Here is a 17,517-nt window from a genome sequence, read left to right on the forward strand (position 1 = left end):
ACCTAAATATGATGCCACTTTGGGCATTATTTTTCTAAAAGCTCCGCACCCCAAGAATCTTTAATATCAATACCTAAATCATCAGCAACTTTTTTGTTCACTAATAATTTTAAGTTTTGTGGATATTGGGCAGGTATTTCAGCAGGTGTTGCTTCACCTTTCAGAATTTTCACTGCCATTTGGCCAGCTTCATAGCCAATATCATAGTATTCAAAGCCGTATGCAGCCAAGCCACCACGTGCCACCGAGTCAAGCTCACCTACGATCAGTGGTAATTTGTTAGCATTTGCTACATCAATGACTGACTCAAGAGCAGAAACGACCGTATTATCCGTAATGATATAGAAAGCATCTACTTTCCCAATTAGTGATTCAGCTGCTTGTTTTACATCTGCTGAAGTTGCTGCTGAAGCATCCTTTACTGCTAAGCCTTGCTCACCCATGACCTTTTTCACTTCATTTACTTGTGCTACTGAGTTTTGCTCACCAGCGTTGTAGACCATGCCAACGTTTTTAGCACCTAAATCTTTTAATAAGGCTACAGTTTTGTTAATTGTATCAGGGTGTAAATCGATTGTTCCTGTTACGTTTTTACCTGGTGCCTCCATTGACGCAACTAATTCTGCACCAACTGCATCCGTTACTGAAGTAAAGATAACCGGAATATCAGTTGTAGCAACAGCTGCCGCCTGAGCAGATGGTGTAGAGTTCGCAAAAATCAAATCGACATCTGCACTTACTAGATTGTTCGCGATTGTTGTATTTAAGCTGTTATCGCCCTGTGCAATCTGCGAATCATATTCTACCTTTAAGCCAGAATCTTCAATGGCTTTTTTAAAGCCTTCCGTCGCTGCGTTTAATGATGGATGCTCAACGATTTGTGTAATCCCAATTTTATATGTTTTATCATCTGCCGAGCTACTTTCACTTGTATTGTTCTTGTCGTCACCCTTCGATTCTGTTGAACTAGAACCGCCGCTACCACATGCAGCAAGCATTATTACTAACCCAAATAATAGGAACGAAAGCTTTTTCATATTGCGCTTCACAAATAATCCCCCCGACTTTTATCTCTATTATCTATCACACTTTACTCCAGCAAAGTGTGAACGTATCGCTATATTATCGTTATTATCGATGTTCGTCAACAACATTATGAATGTTCTGACTTTTAAATTTGACGTAACATTTTACTTTTTCATTTAATTTGCCGCTTTAAACCGCTAAACTACGCCGTTTTTATAAATATAAATATTTTAGTAATCGTTCAAATTATTTTATGACAATTTTGCGAAGTTAAATGTTGGGCGTATTTTTTATTAAGGACTTTTATTTTTCTGACATTTGACTTCCGTCTAAGTTTTATACTAAAATATTTATTTGTGTAAAAGCACCGTGGTTCGTAACCATCCCACGAAAAAAAACTAAGGAGAAATGAATAGATGAAAGTAAAATTTTTAGCAGCAAGTGGTATTATTGCCGCGTTATACATTGCGGTTACTATGCTAGTGGCACCGTTTGGATTTACTGAAGTGCAATTCCGAGTATCGGAAATGTTTAATCATTTAGTTGCCTTTAATCCGCGCTTTGCCGTAGGGATTATTATTGGTGTGTTTATCTCTAATTTATTTTCACCACTTGGCATTTACGATTTAGTTTTTGGTGTTGGACATTCAATGATTACTTTAGGACTGTTCATACTGATTTGTAAATTTGTAAAAAATATTTGGGCACGCTTAATCATCAACACGCTGTTATTTACATGTACAATGTTCATTATCGCCTTTGAATTGAACTTAGCCTTAGAATTACCATTTTTCTGGACATGGATAACTGTCGCTGCAGGTGAATTTGTCGTACTAGCAGTCGGTGCACCGATTATGTATATACTGAACAAGCGTCTAAATTTCAAAGATTTGATATAACTTAATTTCAGTATCTATTAATAGAGACGAGTCTTCTCCAAGATTCGTCTTTTTTGTATTTATAGAAATTACGAAATGAATGACTAGATATTTTTTCTTATCTTGACACTATTCTGAAAATACCTTAAAATTCATTTCAATAATAAAGTGAAACTTTAATCAGTGAAGGTGATCTTCACGCCATCCTGATTATTAGTAGCACCAATCGGGCTTTTACAGGCAGTAATCTCCCGCCTAAAATTTTTCTCAGAATTTTAAAGTGGAAGTCATACTGCTCGTTCAAGCGGGATAAATGCTAGGAAGAAGAAGAGTAGCAAGACACTGTATTTGAAGAGAGCTGATGGTCGGTGCAAATCAGTAGTACATACTTGTGAATGGACTTCGGAGCAGCCGCATTAAATATGTGGACGAACTAACTCCCCGTTATAGGAGTCCCAAAAGCGCGCAATTTTTGCGAATAAAGGTGGCACCACGGTTACTCGTCCTTTTACTGAAAGGATTGAAGTGACTTTTTTTATGGAGAAAATTAGAATAGAGGAGTCGAGTTAAGATGAGTACAGTAGCAGAGAAAAAAGGATACTTTGGGGAATTTGGAGGCAGTTTTGTGCCAGAAGAGCTTCAAAATGTATTAAATATTTTAGATGAGAACTTCCAGAATTATAAAGATGATAAAGACTTTAAAAATGAATTAGATTATTATTTTCGTGAATATGTAGGGCGCAAATCTCCCCTTTACTTTGCTGAAAACTTAACTAAGCAATTGGGAGGCGCAAAAATCTATTTGAAACGTGAGGATTTAAACCACACGGGTTCACATAAAATCAATAACGTCTTAGGTCAAATTTTACTTGCAAAACGTATGGGAGCTAATCGTGTTATTGCAGAAACAGGTGCAGGGCAACACGGTGTTGCAACGGCTACTGCTTGTGCAATGTTTGGGATGGATTGCACTGTTTATATGGGCTTAGAAGATACTAAACGCCAAGCATTAAACGTATTCCGTATGGAGCTACTCGGTGCAAAAGTAGTGGCAGTTGATAAAGGGCAAGGACGCTTAAAAGACGCTGTAGATGAAGCATTTGCAGATTTAGTAGAAAACTACCAAACAACTTTCTATTTATTAGGCTCTGCTGTGGGGCCCCACCCATTCCCATCAATGGTGAAACACTTCCAATCAGTCATTAGCCGTGAAAGTCGTGCACAAATTTTAGAAAAAGACGGAAAGCTACCTGCTGCTGTCCTAGCATGTGTTGGTGGTGGTAGTAACGCCATTGGTGCGTTTGCTGAATATATTGCAGATGACAATGTTCGACTAATCGGCATCGAGCCTGATAAAGCCGCAACATTAAATGAGGGAACACCTGGTGAATTACACGGATTCAAATGTTTAGTATTGCAAGATTCTGCTGGTAATCCACTACCAACATACTCGATTGCTGCTGGTCTTGATTATCCAGGAGCAGGTCCTGAGCATAGTCATCTAAAAACGATTGGTCGTGCAGAATATGTGACAGTTACAAATGAAGAAGTACTAGAAGCATTCCAAGTACTTTCAAAAGTCGAAGGGATAATTCCAGCCTTAGAAAGTTCGCATGCCGTTGCTCACGCATTAAAACTTGCGCCTACGCTATCTGCTGAAGAAAGTATTATCATTAACATTTCAGGGCGTGGAGATAAGGATGTTGAGCAAGTATTCCAAATGCTAAACAAATAAACGCAAAAATGAGCGACTTCTATATATAGGAAGTCGCTCTTTTCAATACGTTGGGATGAATAGTGCTACACGAGTGTACTTAGTTTCGGGTAAATTTCTGCCACATTATCGCGTAGTTTTGCCTTAAGGAATTTACCAACTGAAGTTTTTGGAATTTCAGCTAAGAATACGATATCATCCGGCACCCACCATTTCGCAAATTGACTTTCTAAAAAGGACAGTAACTGTTCACCTGTTGCTGACTTTCCTTCTTTTAATACAACGCACGCTAATGGGCGCTCTTGCCACTTCACATGTGGTATCGCAATGACAGCTGCCTCAAAAACGGCTTCGTGTGTCATTAAGGCATTTTCTAAATCCACTGAAGAGATCCATTCTCCACCTGATTTAATTAAATCCTTGGTACGATCTGTGATTTTGATAAAGCCATCTTCTGTTCTTACGGCAATATCACCAGTATATAACCAGCCATCGCGGTATGCATCGTGCGTACGTGCGTCACGATAATATTCGTGTGAAATCCATGGTCCTCGGAGACGTAATTCTCCCATTGTCACACCATCCCACGGTACCTCCCCATTCTCATTGACAATGCTCGATTCAATGCCAGCCATCGTCATACCTTGCATCGCACGTGACTCAATTTGTTTTTCAATTGGCCATTCTTCCATCCAAGACATGTAATTCGATAACGCTACAATTGGTGTCGTCTCTGTCATACCATAGACGACAATATAAGGAATACCGTATTTTTCTTCAAATGTGCGAATAAGGCGCGTAGGTGATGCCGAGCCACCACAACAAATCGCACGTAGTGAACGGATATCTCGCTCACGTTTTTCTTGCTCCTGTAACGCACCAAGCCAAATTGTTGGTACCCCAGCTGTTAATGTTACTTTTTCTTGCTCTACTAAATCTAAAATTAAGTCCGACGAGAATTGTGGACCCGGTAGTACTTGAGTTGCCCCTACATTCACACTCGCAAATGGTAAACCCCATGCATTTGCGTGGAACATTGGCACGATTGGCATGACTACATCACGCTCAGCAATCCCCATTGAATCTGCCATACTAAGCATCATACTGTGTAATACCAAGCCTCGATGTGAATACACTACCCCTTTTGGATTGCCGGTAGTCGCACTTGTATAACACATTCCTGCAGGTGCTTCCTCTTCTAAGTCATCTGGAAACTCAAAATTTTCATCTGCGGCTTGTAATAATTCCTCATAATTTAATACATTGGGTAATGTCGTTTCAGGTAATGTATCTTCATCCGTCATAATAATATAATGTTTCACTGTTTTTAACTCTGAAGCAATATTTTCAATGATTGGCACAAGATCCACATCAATCATCAATATCTCATCTTCTGCGTGATTAATAATATAAATTAAGTGCTCTTCTGATAATCGAATATTGACCATATGCAACACAGCACCCGTGCACGGTACCGCAAAATACGTCTCTAAGTGGCGATGCTGATTCCAAGCAAAGGAACCAATCTTTTTTCCTTTCTCCATCCCCATCTTTGTAAGCGCATCTGCTAATCTTCGCGTTCTTTTTGCCCATTGTCCATATGTTAAACGGTGAATTTTATGTGGGCTTGTACGTGAAACTATGGTCTTTCTAGCAAAATAACTTTCTGCTCGTTTAAAGAAATTTGTTAACACTAACGGTGCTTGCATCATAATAACATCCATCCCTTCATCTCATGAACTTTCCCAAATTTCTTGCAAAAATATTAACAGGCTATTTTAACTGAATACTATTAATATTCTGAATTATATTATATTAGCACATTAAAGTTAATGCTATATATTCCACAAATTTTCTTTTATATGTAGATATATTGTATTTTTATAAAACATACTAACATTAGTAGTACAAACCAAGGCCATGGTTTGTGCTACTATTTTTTATAGTAGAAGTGAAGAAAAGCCGACCAGCCTCTGGGACCATTTATGAGTCCGTATATAAAACCGGCTAACTTCATGCCCTTATATGAATCCGTTTAGTATGTTGGGTCCAAGAGATCGTGTATAAGAAAGTGGAATCGATAAGGTACTGTGAAGGCTTCTATGATTGGTCAAAAGGAGAAAAATGAGATGAAACATGTCATTGCGTTAGATGTCAGTAAAGGAAAAAGTACTGTTGCGATTTATGATGGTTACCGCCAATGTGAGTTTGAAGGTGTGCTACATCATACACGGGGTGATTTCGAGCGATTACACGAACGAATGGAAGAAATGACAAAGCACGATGGACAAGCGCCAGCTATCGTATTTGAAGCCACAGGTATCTATTCAAAGCCTGTAGAAGCGTTTTTCAAAGATTACGGCTATGCATACTGCCGCATGAATCCACTTGAAGCGAATTTACAGATGGCAACGATGCGTCGCAATAAAACCGATAGCAGTGATGCCCATGAACTCGCGAAGACACATTTCAAAATGGAACGCAAAACAACCTACATACAAGACGATTATTATGAACAGATGCGTGCACTGACTCGTTATTACAATGAAATCGACGAAGAAATCATTTTACTCAAAAGTAGAATGCATGCCATTTTACAGTTGAGTTTCCCAGAATTAGAAAAGCTGATTACACCGAGTTCAGCACTATTTTTAAATATTGTACAACTAAATCCGCACCCCGCACTTTTACAGGCCCATTCAAAAACGATTATTACAAATCATTTAAATGGCAATACGCGAAAAAAACTGTCGCTAATGCGTGCGGAGGCTAAAGCGATTACATTATTAGAAGCAGCTGAAAATAGTTACCCCGCGATTAAGCCCACAGATATTCGTTGTGATCAAGCACGAGATTACGCAGCTCGCATTGCCGATTTACTAGAGAAGAAAGATGCGCTTGTGAAACAGATGGTGGAATGATCGGAAGGACGAAAAGAATATCTCGTATTTCGTTCGATTCCTGGGATTGGCGATTCAACGGCGTGCCGATTAATTGGAGAGATTGGTGACATCCGCCGCTTTCAAAATGCGAAACAACTGAACGCTTATGCAGGCATTGATATTATGCGGTACCAGTCTGGGAATACGCACTATCGAGACAGGATTAATAAACGAGGAAACAAACATTTACGGAAGATTTTATATTTTATGGTGTGCGCCATGCTTATGGCAAAAGGAAAACCGAATCATTTTGTGGACTATTACTACAAATTAAAAAAGCAACCCCAGAGGAAGCCTCATAAGGTTGCGATCATCGCCTGCATCAATAAGTTTCTGAAAGTGACATTTCAGTTACTGACGCGTGGCATTCTTTACGATTATGAGTCCGCACTACCAGCTCAGAAATCGTAATCACCTACATAAAACTATAGCATAATGACCTTTCGAAAAAAATAAAAATCGTAGGTCTTTTTGGCGTATCTAAAAATGAGTGTGAAGTGGTGAGGGATATCCCTCACCACTTCACACTCATACAAATATAAATTATTCATTAAATAAGGTTGACTAATCGTAAGAAAGAGGCTGGGACAAAACTTTAAATTTTAAGAAAGAGAAGCAAAGGTATTATTAAATTGTTGCTATCTAAAATGAAGAAAAATTTAGACGTTCTTCCTTTTGGCATAAATAAAAGTTAGAAGAGAGCACTAGTTGATGGTAACGAAGGTGGCGACTCCTGGGGGATTAGCGTGACGCCTGAGACTACAGGCTCAGGCCACGCCCCCGGAAAGCGTCCGCCGTAGTGGACATCAACGTTCACAGCAAAAAAGTGTTAGATCGACATCAGTCAATCTAACACTTTTTCTCTTTTGTCCCAGCCTCTTTCATTTATTATGAAATCGCCTTTGTTTGAAGCTTGAGTTTTAATTTCTCCAGCATATCTGCTGTCATTCTTGCTAAATCGTACTCTGTCTGAAAGCCCCATTCCGTTTTTGCGGCTTCAATATTTAAAGAGTTTGGCCAACTATCAGCAATGGCTTGGCGTACAGGATCAACCATATAGTCCATACGGAAATGTGGAAGATGTTTTTTAATTTCAGCTGCAATTTGTGATGGCTCAAAGCTCATAGCAGTTATATTAAAGGCATTGCGATGAATTAATTTCTTACTATCCGCCTCCATTAAATCTACAATAGCCTGTAATGCATCTGGCATATACATCATATCCATGTACGTGCCCTCTTTAATGTAAGAAGTGTACTTACCTTGCTCAATTGCTTCATAGAAAATCTCTACAGCATAATCTGTTGTCCCACCACCAGGAGGAGTCACATAAGAAACCAGACCTGGGAAACGCACACCTCGTGTGTCTACGCCAAAACGATCAAAATAATAGTCACATAATAATTCTCCGGCTACTTTGTTTACACCATACATAGTTGTCGGGCGCTGTAATGTATCCTGTGGTGTATTATCCTTTGGTGTTGATGGTCCGAATGCACCAATAGAACTAGGCGTAAAAAATTGTAAGTTCAATTCACGTGATACTTCTAATGCGTTCATTAAACCACCCATGTTCAAATTCCAAGCGAACAAAGGATTTCTTTCGGCAGTTGCGGATAATAAAGCCGCTAAATGCATCATTGTATCTGCTCCAAAGTCCTTTGCTAAATCGTGCATTCTTTGTCCATCCGTCACGTCCAATACTTCGAACGGACCCTTTGTATGATCAAGCTTTCGAATATCTGTAGCTAATACATTGTCCTCTCCATAAATACCACGAAGCTTTTCCACTAGTTCAGAACCTATTTGACCAAGGGCTCCTGTAACCATAATCTTTTCCATATCTCCAAACCTCCACCTGTGAACAATTGTACTTACCGAAAGTACAAAATTTCGTATATAAACATTGATTTAATAACACTTTTGCTGAATTTCATTATAAAGTGTTCATATTAAAAATACAACATCAATGTTTATAACTTTTGGAATTTTACCGTAATACCCCTTATTATTAGTATATGGATTCGGAAAAATATTGTTCCGCACTAAGAATAGAAATACATTTGTCCTCTCTAAAAGAACAAATAGTTTACTTCGCATAAAAAGAACCTTCTTTACCGTCTATACCGCAAAGAAAGTTCTCTATCATCTCAAGTTATTATTAATTAAATTAAAAAACGCTTTACAGCAATTTGTAATACCTTAGATACTTTTCGTAATTCTTTTATATAACTATGAAATTGCTGCTGAGCAGCTAATTGATCTGCCGTTAACGTTGCTACATGTTTAGTGGAGGCAACATTTGTATTAGAAAGTGAGGTTAGCATCACCGCATCTTCATTCACCTTTTTCGTATGCTCCGCAATTTCTTGAACTGTAGCCGAGACTTCTATTATATAAGGCTTAATGGTATGTACTTTTTCTAAAATATGATTAAAGCTAATTGCTGTTTGACCCGTTACATTCACACCTTTTTCAGTCGCTGTTAAAACACCGTCCATCATTTGTACAGCATAGTTAGAATCTACATGGATATTTTGCACAATCGACGTAATCGTCTGTGTAGAATGGACCGTTTGTTCGGCAAGTTTGCGCACCTCGTTCGCAACGATTGCAAAGCCCTTACCGTGCTCTCCCGCCCTAGCAGCTTCAATCGAGGCATTCAACGCTAGTAGGTTGGTTTGTGCTGTGATTTTCTCAATTACTTCTACCATATGATCGATACTTGCCGCGCGCTCAACAAGGTTAAAAATAGCTGTATTCGATTTTTCTACTGCAAGCCTAATGGCCTGTATTTGTGCTAAATTTGCTTGGACAATTTCTGTTCCACTTTCCGCATCACGTGCAGTGTCATGAGCAAAACTCTCAACAAGCTGAACCTTCTCTAAAATGACCTGTACACCAGTTAGTACCTCTTCCAAAGAAGCTGTATTGGAGGCTAATTTTAAAGACGAGGCACTTGTAGAATTAGAAATGTTTTGCACATCCTTTGCAATTTTGAGCGTAGTTGTTGAAGATTGTTCAGACGATACTTGCAACATTGCTGTCATTCCTTCAACCTCTTCTGCACTATTTGTAACCGTATGAAGTAATCGTTTTACCTCAGTAACCATCTGATTGTAAGACAGCACAACCTCCCCGAGCTCATCATGTGCCACGTAGCTCGCATTCGCCGTGAAATCCCCCTGCTCAGCACGTTTTAATAATGACTTTAACTGTCGTGTTGGTACGTTAATCGCCTTTGTAGCTATAAAACCTATAATGATTACTAATAGTACAACGAATAAGCAAACACCACCGAGTAACCAATAACCAAATTTCATATCCTTTTGGAAAGCTATCTGCTGTTCCTCTGCTCTCTGCACTAAGTAGCTTTGTGTTTCTTCTAATAGGACGTGGCTTTGCTGGCTAACCGATAAAAATGATTGCTCATTATTATCCAACCGCTGATAGTTTTCGATCATTTCCAGTTGTTGTGCAAGCAATGTTTTATACTTTTTCACCTGATGACCCATCTTTTTATCGATGGCTAGATTTTCTAATTGACCTAAAGGTTTCTCAATATTTTTGAAAATGGCTGCCAACTCTTGTTCACTACCATTAGTATCAACTAAATAATCTAATTGTCTCTGTGCTTCCTCTACCTCATTCAACCAGCCAATGGGTACAAGACCCTGTGTATAACTTTCGCTCGCATGCCATGACATTTTTCGTAAATAATCTACACTAAATACTCCTAGTAATACATTGGAAAGTACACAAACAATCATTAGAACAAGTAGCTTATCTTTCACCTTTATGTAACGAAAAAAATGCATCATCTTCGGCTCCTTCTCCAACTCTTACCAATAATGATAGTATGAAGATATAAAGCCAGTGTTATGTTTTTGTAAAAATTCCTCGAAGAATTTTACTTTTTCCTTAACAAGCAACCTTCCACACATTTCCATCGTTGTCTATCTATATACACTTTTTCATTTAAGGGGGTGTTTGCATGATGCAGCTCAAGAAGTTGGATGGCAGTTTGGTCGTTAGTTTATTTTTGCTCGGTGTAATTAGTTGCCTTTTTGTACATTCAGGTAGCGTAGTATTTGAACAATATACAAGTTCATTTATTATAAAACAAAGTATTTTTTATCTTATCGGTTTTTCAATGATGTTCGGGGTGGCAATGCTTGATATTGAACAATTGAAGAAAATTGGTTGGCCATTTTACGGATTAATGGTTTTATTGACAGTTGGGTTAATTGTGGCACCAGAGAGTATTGCACGAACTGTAAATGAAGCTAAGTCCTGGTATCAGATTCCATTTTTAGGTTCTCTACAGCCATCGGAATTTTTGAAATTTGCTTTTTTAATAGTTGTTGGTAAGGTCATTGTCGCTCACCAGGAAAAGCATGTGCGCCCTTCATACTTAACAGATTTAGCTCTACTACTTAAAATTGCACTTATTGTTATTCCACCGACACTTGTTGTTTATAAGCAGCCTGATACGGGCATGGTTATGTTGTATATGGCGATGATTTTACCGATGATTTTCTTTTCTGGTATACACACAAAATTACTTGTAGCCTTTACGACTATTCCAGTGGTTATTGTGAGTACAGTCGTTATTCTTTATGTGCAATTTAATGATTTCTTTACGGAAAAACTATTAGGAAAATTATCAGGACATCAAGTATCTCGTATTTACGGATGGCTACAACCCTATGAATATCCCGATTCCTCTTTTCAAGTACGACAGGGCTTTTTAGCAATTGGATCTGGTGAGTTTACTGGGAAGGGATACTTAAACAACGATGTCTACGTACCAGAAAAGCATACTGATTTCATTTTCTCTGCTATTGCTGAGGAATTTGGTTTTGCAGGTGGTGCCTTTGTGATTATGTTGTTATTCTTTGTCATTTATCGCATTGTACTTATTACTGTCCAAGCAAAAGACCCATTTATGGCATTAATGGGGGCTGGTATTTCTAGTTTATTAGCTTTCCAAATTACACAGAATATTGGTATGACACTCGGCTTATTACCAGTAACAGGTGTAACATTGCCATTTTTAAGTTATGGAGGGAGCTCACTGCTATCCAACTTTATGTTAATGGGCATTGTAATGGTGATACATAAATCCTATAACGGGTACATATTTACTTATAGGAAATAGGAGGAACATATGGACAATACTTTAAAAAAGCGCATTTTATTATTACTGCTATTAACTGGCGCTGTTTTATTTATACTTATACTTCGTCTAGCCTTTCTTATGCTTTAGTGAATGTACATTTGTCTCCTATAAAAAAAAAGCTGTTCTTAGTACCATACATCTGGTGTTAAGAGGCAGCTTTCTGTTATTGTTTTAGATGGTGAATTTCTTAAGTTTTATTTCATGACAACGCCACTATATAATCCAGGTCTACGGTCATCATAAACAGGAATTCTACCTCGTACTTCATCGACGATTGAGAAGTCAACATCTATAACAGCCACTTCTTCGTCCTCTGCACCAACCCACAGTACCTCTCCCCACGGCTGAATAATCATGGATTGTCCGTTGAAGTTTTCCACCTTTTTCGCTATACGGTTGATCGCAATGACGAAGCATTGATTTTCGATGGCACGTGCTTGTAATAATGTTTTCCAGTGATCAATGCGTGGTGTTGGCCACTGTGCAGGTACAAACAAGACTTTTGCGCCGTCTAATGCATGGGCACGTAACCATTCTGGGAAGCGGATGTCATAGCAAATTACACCTGCCGCCTCAATATCGCCAAGTGCAAAGCGATTCATTTCATCACCCGCTTCTAAATATAAATGTTCGTCCATCAAGCGGAATAAATGTGCCTTACTGTATTCTCCTACCTGCTTCCCTTTGTTATCAAACGTATACATTGTATTGTAAAATTTGTCGCCCTTTTTCGTTGACACCGAGCCTCCAACAATATGTACGCCAAGCTCTTTCGTTAAACCTTGTAGAAATGTTTTTGTGCGCTCGCCATCGACGTCCGCAAGCTCTGGTAATTTTTCAAGCGCATAACCTGTATTCCACATCTCTGGTAGTACAATAATCTCTGCACCGAGACTTGCAGCCTCACGAATCTTTTTTTCTGCGCTTGCGAAATTTTCTTCTACTTTGCCAAAACCTACGTTTAATTGAATACAACCGATTTTCATTTTTCATTCCCCCTCTAGACAATATGTAAAAAAAGTAATAGTATTTGCATCATATCTACAATAATTATTATATTCTGAAAAAGGTGAAAGTACATGGAATTCTCTAAAAAACTACAGCAACTGCCCACACAATTTTTCGCGGCACTTGTGCAGAAAGTCAACTCGGCTCTTGCAGAAGGACGAGATGTTATTAATCTTGGACAAGGCAATCCCGATCAGCCCACACCTCCACACATTATTAAAGCCTTACAACAAGCAGCCGAAAATCCACAACATCATAAATACTCTCCATTTCGTGGTATCGCAGAATTGCGTCAAGCTGCGGCTGATTTTTACAAACGTGAATATAATGTCGACATTGATCCTAATACGGAAGTAGCCATTCTAGGTGGTACCAAAATTGGCCTTGTTGAACTACCACTGGCTGTTTTAAATCCTGGCGATTATATGCTACTACCTGACCCAGGCTATCCTGACTATTTATCAGGCGTTGTACTAGGTGATGTAAATTTTGATGTCATGCCGCTTTTTGCAGAAAACGCCTTCTTGCCTGATTATAAGGCTTTGTCAGACGAAGTAAAAGCCCGTGCCAAGTTACTTTACTTAAACTATCCGAATAACCCTACTGGTGGTACAGCGACACTAGAGTTTTTTGAAGAAACTGCTCGCTTTGCTAAAGAACATAATATTATCGTATCACATGATTTTGCCTATGGCGCCATTGGCTTTGATGGCAATAAACCTGTTAGCTTCTTACAAGCAGCAGGCGCAAAAGATGTCGGCATTGAAATGTATACATTCTCTAAAACGTTTAATATGGCCGGCTGGCGTATTGGGTTTGCCGTTGGCAACGCTAAAATTATTGAAGCGATCAATGTTATTCAGGATCATCTATTTTGTAGCCAATTCCCTGCCGTTCAACAGGCAGCAGCTATAGCACTTACTTCCTCACAGGAGTGTGCAATAGAGCTTAGGGCAACCTATGAACGCCGTCGCAATGTTCTTGTGGAAGAAGCCCAACGGATCGGCTGGCAGGTAACAGCACCAAAAGGTTCGTTCTTTGCGTGGCTACCTGTCCCAGTAGGGTATACAAGTGAGCAATTTGCCGAGCTATTACTCGACAAGGCTGATATTGCTGTCGCAGCTGGCAATGGCTTCGGTAAGTATGGTGAAGGATATGTCCGCGTTGGCTTACTTGTCAGCGAAGAACGTTTACGTGAAGCCGTAATAAGAATTGAGAAATTAAATTTATTTAAATAGACCAACAGACTGTCCAATCAACGTGCGGACAGTTTTTTGTTATTTATTTATTTTTCGAGGGCTGTCTAATCCTTCTTCTAGCGGATAAAATTGAACATGCGCTGTTTCTTCATCGAAACGTCTAAAATGCTGTACGCCCCTTACCTCCGCTAAAACAACATCTGCGGTAATGACTGGATTGCCACCTTTTATAAAATGGCCACCAGATACACCTCCCCATTGATCACTCATCGAGCCATGGAAATGTGTTTCATATACATCATCACGCTTGCAGACAACGCCCGAACCTTGTATAAATTCTAGCGGCCCTGCCTTTTCAATGATTTCACTAAAGCGTACGTTAATTTTTGATGTCTCATCTGGCACTAAATAAACAAAGCTACTTTTTTGAAAACTACCGATACAGCTAACAATTGTTGCTGACGCAATTGCATTCTCTTTACATACAGCTTCAATTCCCTCGACAATATCTGTTCCCATTAAGATGCGTGCACTAATAACTCTACCAAATGACCCTACTCCATAATTAACCCTTACAGACATAAAAAAACCTCTTTCCCTGAATAATTATATTCACATATCACTAGCAGAGACTTCATGCCCAGCACTATCGTCTTCACGGGCAATTTCTATCATCAGAAAACCCTATTGAATATAATTTAATTTTATAAAATATTTAAAATATTTATTGACTTAATATAACCTATAAATTATATTAGTTCTATCGGATTTACAAAAATACTATAAATCTCTTATCAAGAGTAGCTGAGGGACTGGCCCTATGAAGCTCGGCAACCCCCCTTTTTGGGAAGGTGCTAAATCCTGCAAACGATTATTCGTTTGAAAGATAAGAGAGGACTTCTTTTCATGAGCCTCTCTTAAGTTTGTAAGAGAGTTTTTTTTATTTTCAAAAACCGATAAAACAACTTTGGAGGTAATTTTTCATGAAAAAGAAAAGCAAATTTTTAGTAGGTTTAGCAAGTCTCACATTAGCAGTGGCATTAGCTGGTTGCGGTAGTAAGGACGACAGCAAAGGTGCTGGTGAGGCTATTAACGAAAATAAAATCGTAGTTGGTGTAACATCTGGTCCACACGAACAAATTGCAGAGGTTGCTGCCAAAGTAGCACAAGAAAATGGCTTAGAGGTTGAACTAAAATCTTTCTCTGATTACGTTTTACCGAATACGGCATTAGCACAAGGTGATTTAGATGCCAACAGCTATCAACATGAACCGTTTCTAGATACCTTTAATAAAGACCATGATACAGATTTAGTACCTGTTGGAAAAACAATTTTAAATCCAATGGGGGTATACTCTGAAAAATATAAATCATTAGATGAAATTCCTGACGGTGCAACATTTGGTTTGCCAAATGATCCGACAAATGGTGCCCGTGCCCTATTCGTCCTGCAAGAAGCAGGCTATATCAAATTGAAAGAAGGCACTGGTTTGACAGCGTCCATTCACGATGTGGAAGAAAACAAAAAGAACTTAAAATTTATTGAACTAGAGGCTGCACAAATTCCAAAGCAATTAAGTGAAGTAGATGTAGCGGCTATTAACACAAACTTCGCACTAGAAGCTGGCATTAATCCTAAAGCAGATTCCATTCTTTTAGAATCTACTGACTCTCCATATGTAAACTACATTGTTGTGCGTGCTGAAAACAAAGAAGACCCAACGATTAAAAAATTCGTTGATGCTTATCAATCGGAAGAAGTACGAAAATTTATTGAGGAAGAATTCGATGGTTCTGTAATTCCAAGCTGGTAATACAACACGACAAAAGTTACCTTATAAACGGTAACTTTTTCCTTTAGGAAGGAGAAATAGCATATGATTCAATTACAAAATATATCAAAAGAATTCAAAACAAAAACAGGTACGGTCAAAGCAGTTGATGGCATTAATCTTCATGTGAAAAAAGGTGAAATTCATGGAGTTATTGGCTACAGTGGTGCCGGAAAAAGTACACTTATTCGATGCGTGAATTTATTAGAACGTCCAACAGCAGGTAAAGTATTCATTGATAACGTAGATATTACAACTGTGTCATTAAATGAGCTTCGCCACACACGCCAAAAGATCGGCATGATCTTCCAACATTTTAATCTCTTAAAAACGGCAACGGTCTATAACAATATTGCCGTACCGTTAAAGCTGCTTGGCTATAGCGATACGGAAGTAAAAAATCGTGTTGCCAAGTACGCTGAAATTGTTGGTCTGACAGAGAAATTAGATAGTTTCCCAAGTCAATTATCAGGTGGTCAAAAACAACGTGTTGCGATTGCTCGTGCACTTGCACAAGAGCCAGAAATTTTACTAAGTGATGAAGCAACAAGTGCTCTCGACCCAGAAACAACGGAAGCCATTTTAGAGCTATTGCTAAAAATCAACCGGGAGCTCGGCATTACGATTTTGCTAATCACGCATGAAATGAATGTTATACAAAAAATTTGTGATGATGTATCGGTTCTTGAAGCTGGTAAAGTCGTAGAATTCGGGAACGCTATTGAGCTATTTGCTAGACCTCAACACCCAACGACTCGAAAATTTTTAAATACTATTTCACAACGGAATTTATCGCCTACCTTAATCGAACAATTAAACGTTTCAGGCAGTGTTATTCGCTTAACTTTTTTAGGCGAAAGTACGGGGAAACCTTTACTGGCAGAAGTAAGCAAAATTTACGATGTACAGCCAAACATTTTAACAGCTAATATTATTGAATTAAAAAATGGCATTGTCGGTAATATCGTTGTTCATTTAAACGGTGAAGTACATATCGTCCAAAAAGCACTTACGTATTTTACAGAAAACGGCGTAGCTATTGAGGAATTGGGAGGCGAACTACATGGATAGCATTCAAAACTTCTTTACAAATTGGTCACACATTATTGGAAAATCTATGATTGAAACCTTCCAAATGGTTAGCATTTCATTATTCTTTTCTATTTTAATCGGAATTCCTTTAGGGCTTTTAATTGTTTTAACACGCCCAGGTCAATCATTTGAAAATAAATTTTTGTATCAACTTTTTAATTTACTCATTAATATCGTCCGTTCTGTACCATTCATCATTTTACTGTTCTTCATCCTACCATTTACAAAGATAATCGTTGGCACAACGATTGGCGTAAAAGGTGTCATTGTCCCACTTGTTATCTATACAGCTCCTTATATCGCACGTTTAATGGAAACAGCACTTTTAGAAGTAGATGCTGGGGTGGTTGAGGCTTATACAGCAATGGGCATTAAACGTCGTCATATTATTTGGCATGTATTACTACGAGAAGCACGTCCATCTATTATTTTAGGCTTAACTATCGCAACAGTCGGACTTATCGGGGCAACTGCAATGGCGGGCATGGTTGGAGCTGGTGGTTTAGGTGACTTAGCATATCGTTACGGTCACTTGCGCTATGAAGTAGATGTGATGTATGCAACTGTCTTTATTTTAATTATTCTTGTCCAAAGCATTCAATCTCTTGGTAACCGCTTTGCTGCAAAACTAAAAAAAGACTAAT

At 38.6% G+C, this 17,517-nt stretch carries 13 protein-coding genes, 1 pseudogene, 2 riboswitches and 1 other annotated feature; of the genes and pseudogenes, 8 read left to right on the plus strand and 6 right to left on the minus strand.

What is annotated here, in order from left to right; genetic code table 11:
* Positions 1-26 precede the first annotated feature (26 nt).
* Entirely contained in the window at positions 27-1,049 is a 1,023-nt protein-coding gene (locus C9J35_RS10395) for an ABC transporter substrate-binding protein (RefSeq protein WP_107924453.1), read from the minus strand.
* Positions 1,050-1,389: 340 nt separating this feature from the next.
* Positions 1,390-1,434, plus strand: a riboswitch (PreQ1 riboswitch).
* Between the two features lie 8 nt (positions 1,435-1,442).
* On the opposite strand from C9J35_RS10395, the gene C9J35_RS10400 reads away from it, so the two are divergent.
* Together C9J35_RS10400 and trpB are read left to right on the plus strand one after the other, a co-directional pair.
* Positions 1,443-1,925: a QueT transporter family protein gene (locus C9J35_RS10400; protein WP_107924454.1), complete on the plus strand. Its 483-nt coding sequence runs from the start codon at positions 1,443-1,445 to the stop codon at positions 1,923-1,925.
* Positions 1,926-2,213: 288 nt separating this feature from the next.
* Positions 2,214-2,415: a binding site (T-box leader), on the plus strand.
* Positions 2,416-2,475: 60 nt separating this feature from the next.
* Positions 2,476-3,639 carry a tryptophan synthase subunit beta gene (gene trpB, locus C9J35_RS10410; protein WP_107924455.1) on the plus strand — a complete coding sequence of 388 codons (1,164 nt, stop codon included), beginning with the start codon at positions 2,476-2,478 and terminating at the stop codon, positions 3,637-3,639.
* A gap of 65 nt (positions 3,640-3,704) precedes the next feature.
* Here trpB and C9J35_RS10415 read toward each other — a convergent pair whose 3' ends face one another.
* Positions 3,705-5,330: a long-chain fatty acid--CoA ligase gene (locus C9J35_RS10415; RefSeq protein WP_107924536.1), complete on the minus strand. Its 1,626-nt coding sequence runs from the start codon at positions 5,328-5,330 to the stop codon at positions 3,705-3,707.
* 417 nt (positions 5,331-5,747) lie between these two features.
* On the opposite strand from C9J35_RS10415, the pseudogene C9J35_RS10420 reads away from it, so the two are divergent.
* Positions 5,748-6,971, plus strand: a pseudogene (locus C9J35_RS10420) (IS110 family RNA-guided transposase).
* A 477-nt stretch (positions 6,972-7,448) separates the two neighbouring features.
* On the opposite strand, the gene C9J35_RS10425 reads toward C9J35_RS10420, so the two are convergent.
* A complete protein-coding gene (locus C9J35_RS10425; protein WP_107924456.1) occupies positions 7,449-8,402 on the minus strand; it encodes an L-threonine 3-dehydrogenase in 954 nt (317 codons plus the stop codon).
* A 323-nt stretch (positions 8,403-8,725) separates the two neighbouring features.
* Positions 8,726-10,381 (minus strand): methyl-accepting chemotaxis protein, encoded by a 1,656-nt coding sequence (locus tag C9J35_RS10430; protein WP_235616271.1) that lies wholly within the window; start codon positions 10,379-10,381, stop codon positions 8,726-8,728.
* A gap of 173 nt (positions 10,382-10,554) precedes the next feature.
* Here C9J35_RS10430 and C9J35_RS10435 point away from each other — a divergent pair, with 173 nt between their 5' ends.
* Positions 10,555-11,721, plus strand: coding sequence for an FtsW/RodA/SpoVE family cell cycle protein (locus C9J35_RS10435; RefSeq protein WP_107924458.1), 1,167 nt, complete (start codon positions 10,555-10,557; stop codon positions 11,719-11,721).
* Between the two features lie 215 nt (positions 11,722-11,936).
* Here the strand turns inward: C9J35_RS10435 and C9J35_RS10440 are convergent, their stop codons facing one another.
* Entirely contained in the window at positions 11,937-12,728 is a 792-nt protein-coding gene (locus tag C9J35_RS10440; RefSeq protein WP_107924459.1) for a carbon-nitrogen family hydrolase, read from the minus strand.
* 93 nt (positions 12,729-12,821) lie between these two features.
* Here C9J35_RS10440 and C9J35_RS10445 point away from each other — a divergent pair, with 93 nt between their 5' ends.
* On the plus strand, positions 12,822-13,988 hold the full coding sequence (locus C9J35_RS10445; protein ID WP_107924460.1) for a pyridoxal phosphate-dependent aminotransferase: 1,167 nt from the start codon (positions 12,822-12,824) through the stop codon (positions 13,986-13,988).
* Positions 13,989-14,027: 39 nt separating this feature from the next.
* On the opposite strand, the gene C9J35_RS10450 is transcribed toward C9J35_RS10445, so the two are convergent.
* The gene (locus tag C9J35_RS10450) at positions 14,028-14,531 is read right to left on the minus strand and encodes a PPC domain-containing DNA-binding protein (RefSeq protein WP_054768008.1); all 504 of its coding nucleotides are present in this window, start codon (positions 14,529-14,531) and stop codon (positions 14,028-14,030) included.
* 206 nt (positions 14,532-14,737) lie between these two features.
* A riboswitch (SAM riboswitch) is annotated at positions 14,738-14,842 on the plus strand.
* Positions 14,843-14,932: 90 nt separating this feature from the next.
* Here C9J35_RS10450 and C9J35_RS10455 point away from each other — a divergent pair.
* The 3 genes from C9J35_RS10455 (at position 14,933) to C9J35_RS10465 (ending at position 17,516) form a co-directional block, all read left to right on the plus strand.
* The gene (locus tag C9J35_RS10455) at positions 14,933-15,763 is read left to right on the plus strand and encodes a MetQ/NlpA family ABC transporter substrate-binding protein (RefSeq protein WP_107924461.1); all 831 of its coding nucleotides are present in this window, start codon (positions 14,933-14,935) and stop codon (positions 15,761-15,763) included.
* A gap of 63 nt (positions 15,764-15,826) precedes the next feature.
* A complete protein-coding gene (locus C9J35_RS10460; protein WP_107924462.1) occupies positions 15,827-16,852 on the plus strand; it encodes a methionine ABC transporter ATP-binding protein in 1,026 nt (341 codons plus the stop codon).
* On the plus strand, positions 16,845-17,516 hold the full coding sequence (locus tag C9J35_RS10465; protein ID WP_107924463.1) for a methionine ABC transporter permease: 672 nt from the start codon (positions 16,845-16,847) through the stop codon (positions 17,514-17,516). The genes C9J35_RS10460 and C9J35_RS10465 overlap by 8 nt, the downstream gene beginning before the upstream one ends.
* Position 17,517: the final 1 nt, after the last annotated feature.

The organism is Lysinibacillus parviboronicapiens (assembly GCF_003049575.1).
GTDB lineage: Bacteria > Bacillota > Bacilli > Bacillales_A > Planococcaceae > Lysinibacillus > Lysinibacillus parviboronicapiens.